The sequence below is a fragment of the Algibacter ulvanivorans genome (genome assembly GCF_048381495.1).
GTDB classification, from domain to species: Bacteria; Bacteroidota; Bacteroidia; order Flavobacteriales; family Flavobacteriaceae; genus Algibacter_B; species Algibacter_B ulvanivorans.
This window is the reverse complement of the sequence record NZ_JBLWGD010000048.1, coordinates 1-318: the sequence shown is the minus strand read 5'-3', so window position 1 is coordinate 318 and position 318 is coordinate 1. Positions and strand designations below refer to the sequence as shown.

Genomic DNA, 318 nt, shown 5'->3' with positions numbered 1-318 from the left:
CTCTTGGGTTAAATATTGAAGATAACTGTACTACAGATGATAACTTAGTAGTCACAAACTCTGATAGCGCTTCTGGCACTTGTCCTCTTGTTGTTACTAGAACATATACCATTACGGATGCTTGTGGAAATACTGTTAATGCATCGCATACCATTAATGTTGAAGATACTACCAATCCTACAGCCTCTAATCCGAGTACCATTACTGTACCTGGAGGTCCTGCTCCTGCTCCTGATGTTACGGTCGTAACTGATGAAGCTGATAATTGTGGGAACACTCCTGTTGTTGCTTTTGTTTCGGATGTCTCTGATAATGCCA

1 protein-coding gene is annotated in these 318 nt (G+C 41.2%); it reads left to right on the top strand.

Features of this window, described 5'->3' with window-relative positions; all coding sequences use genetic code 11:
- The coding region (locus tag ACNG5D_RS15935) for a hypothetical protein (RefSeq protein WP_418184519.1) at positions 1 to 318 on the top strand (318 nt) is incomplete at both ends.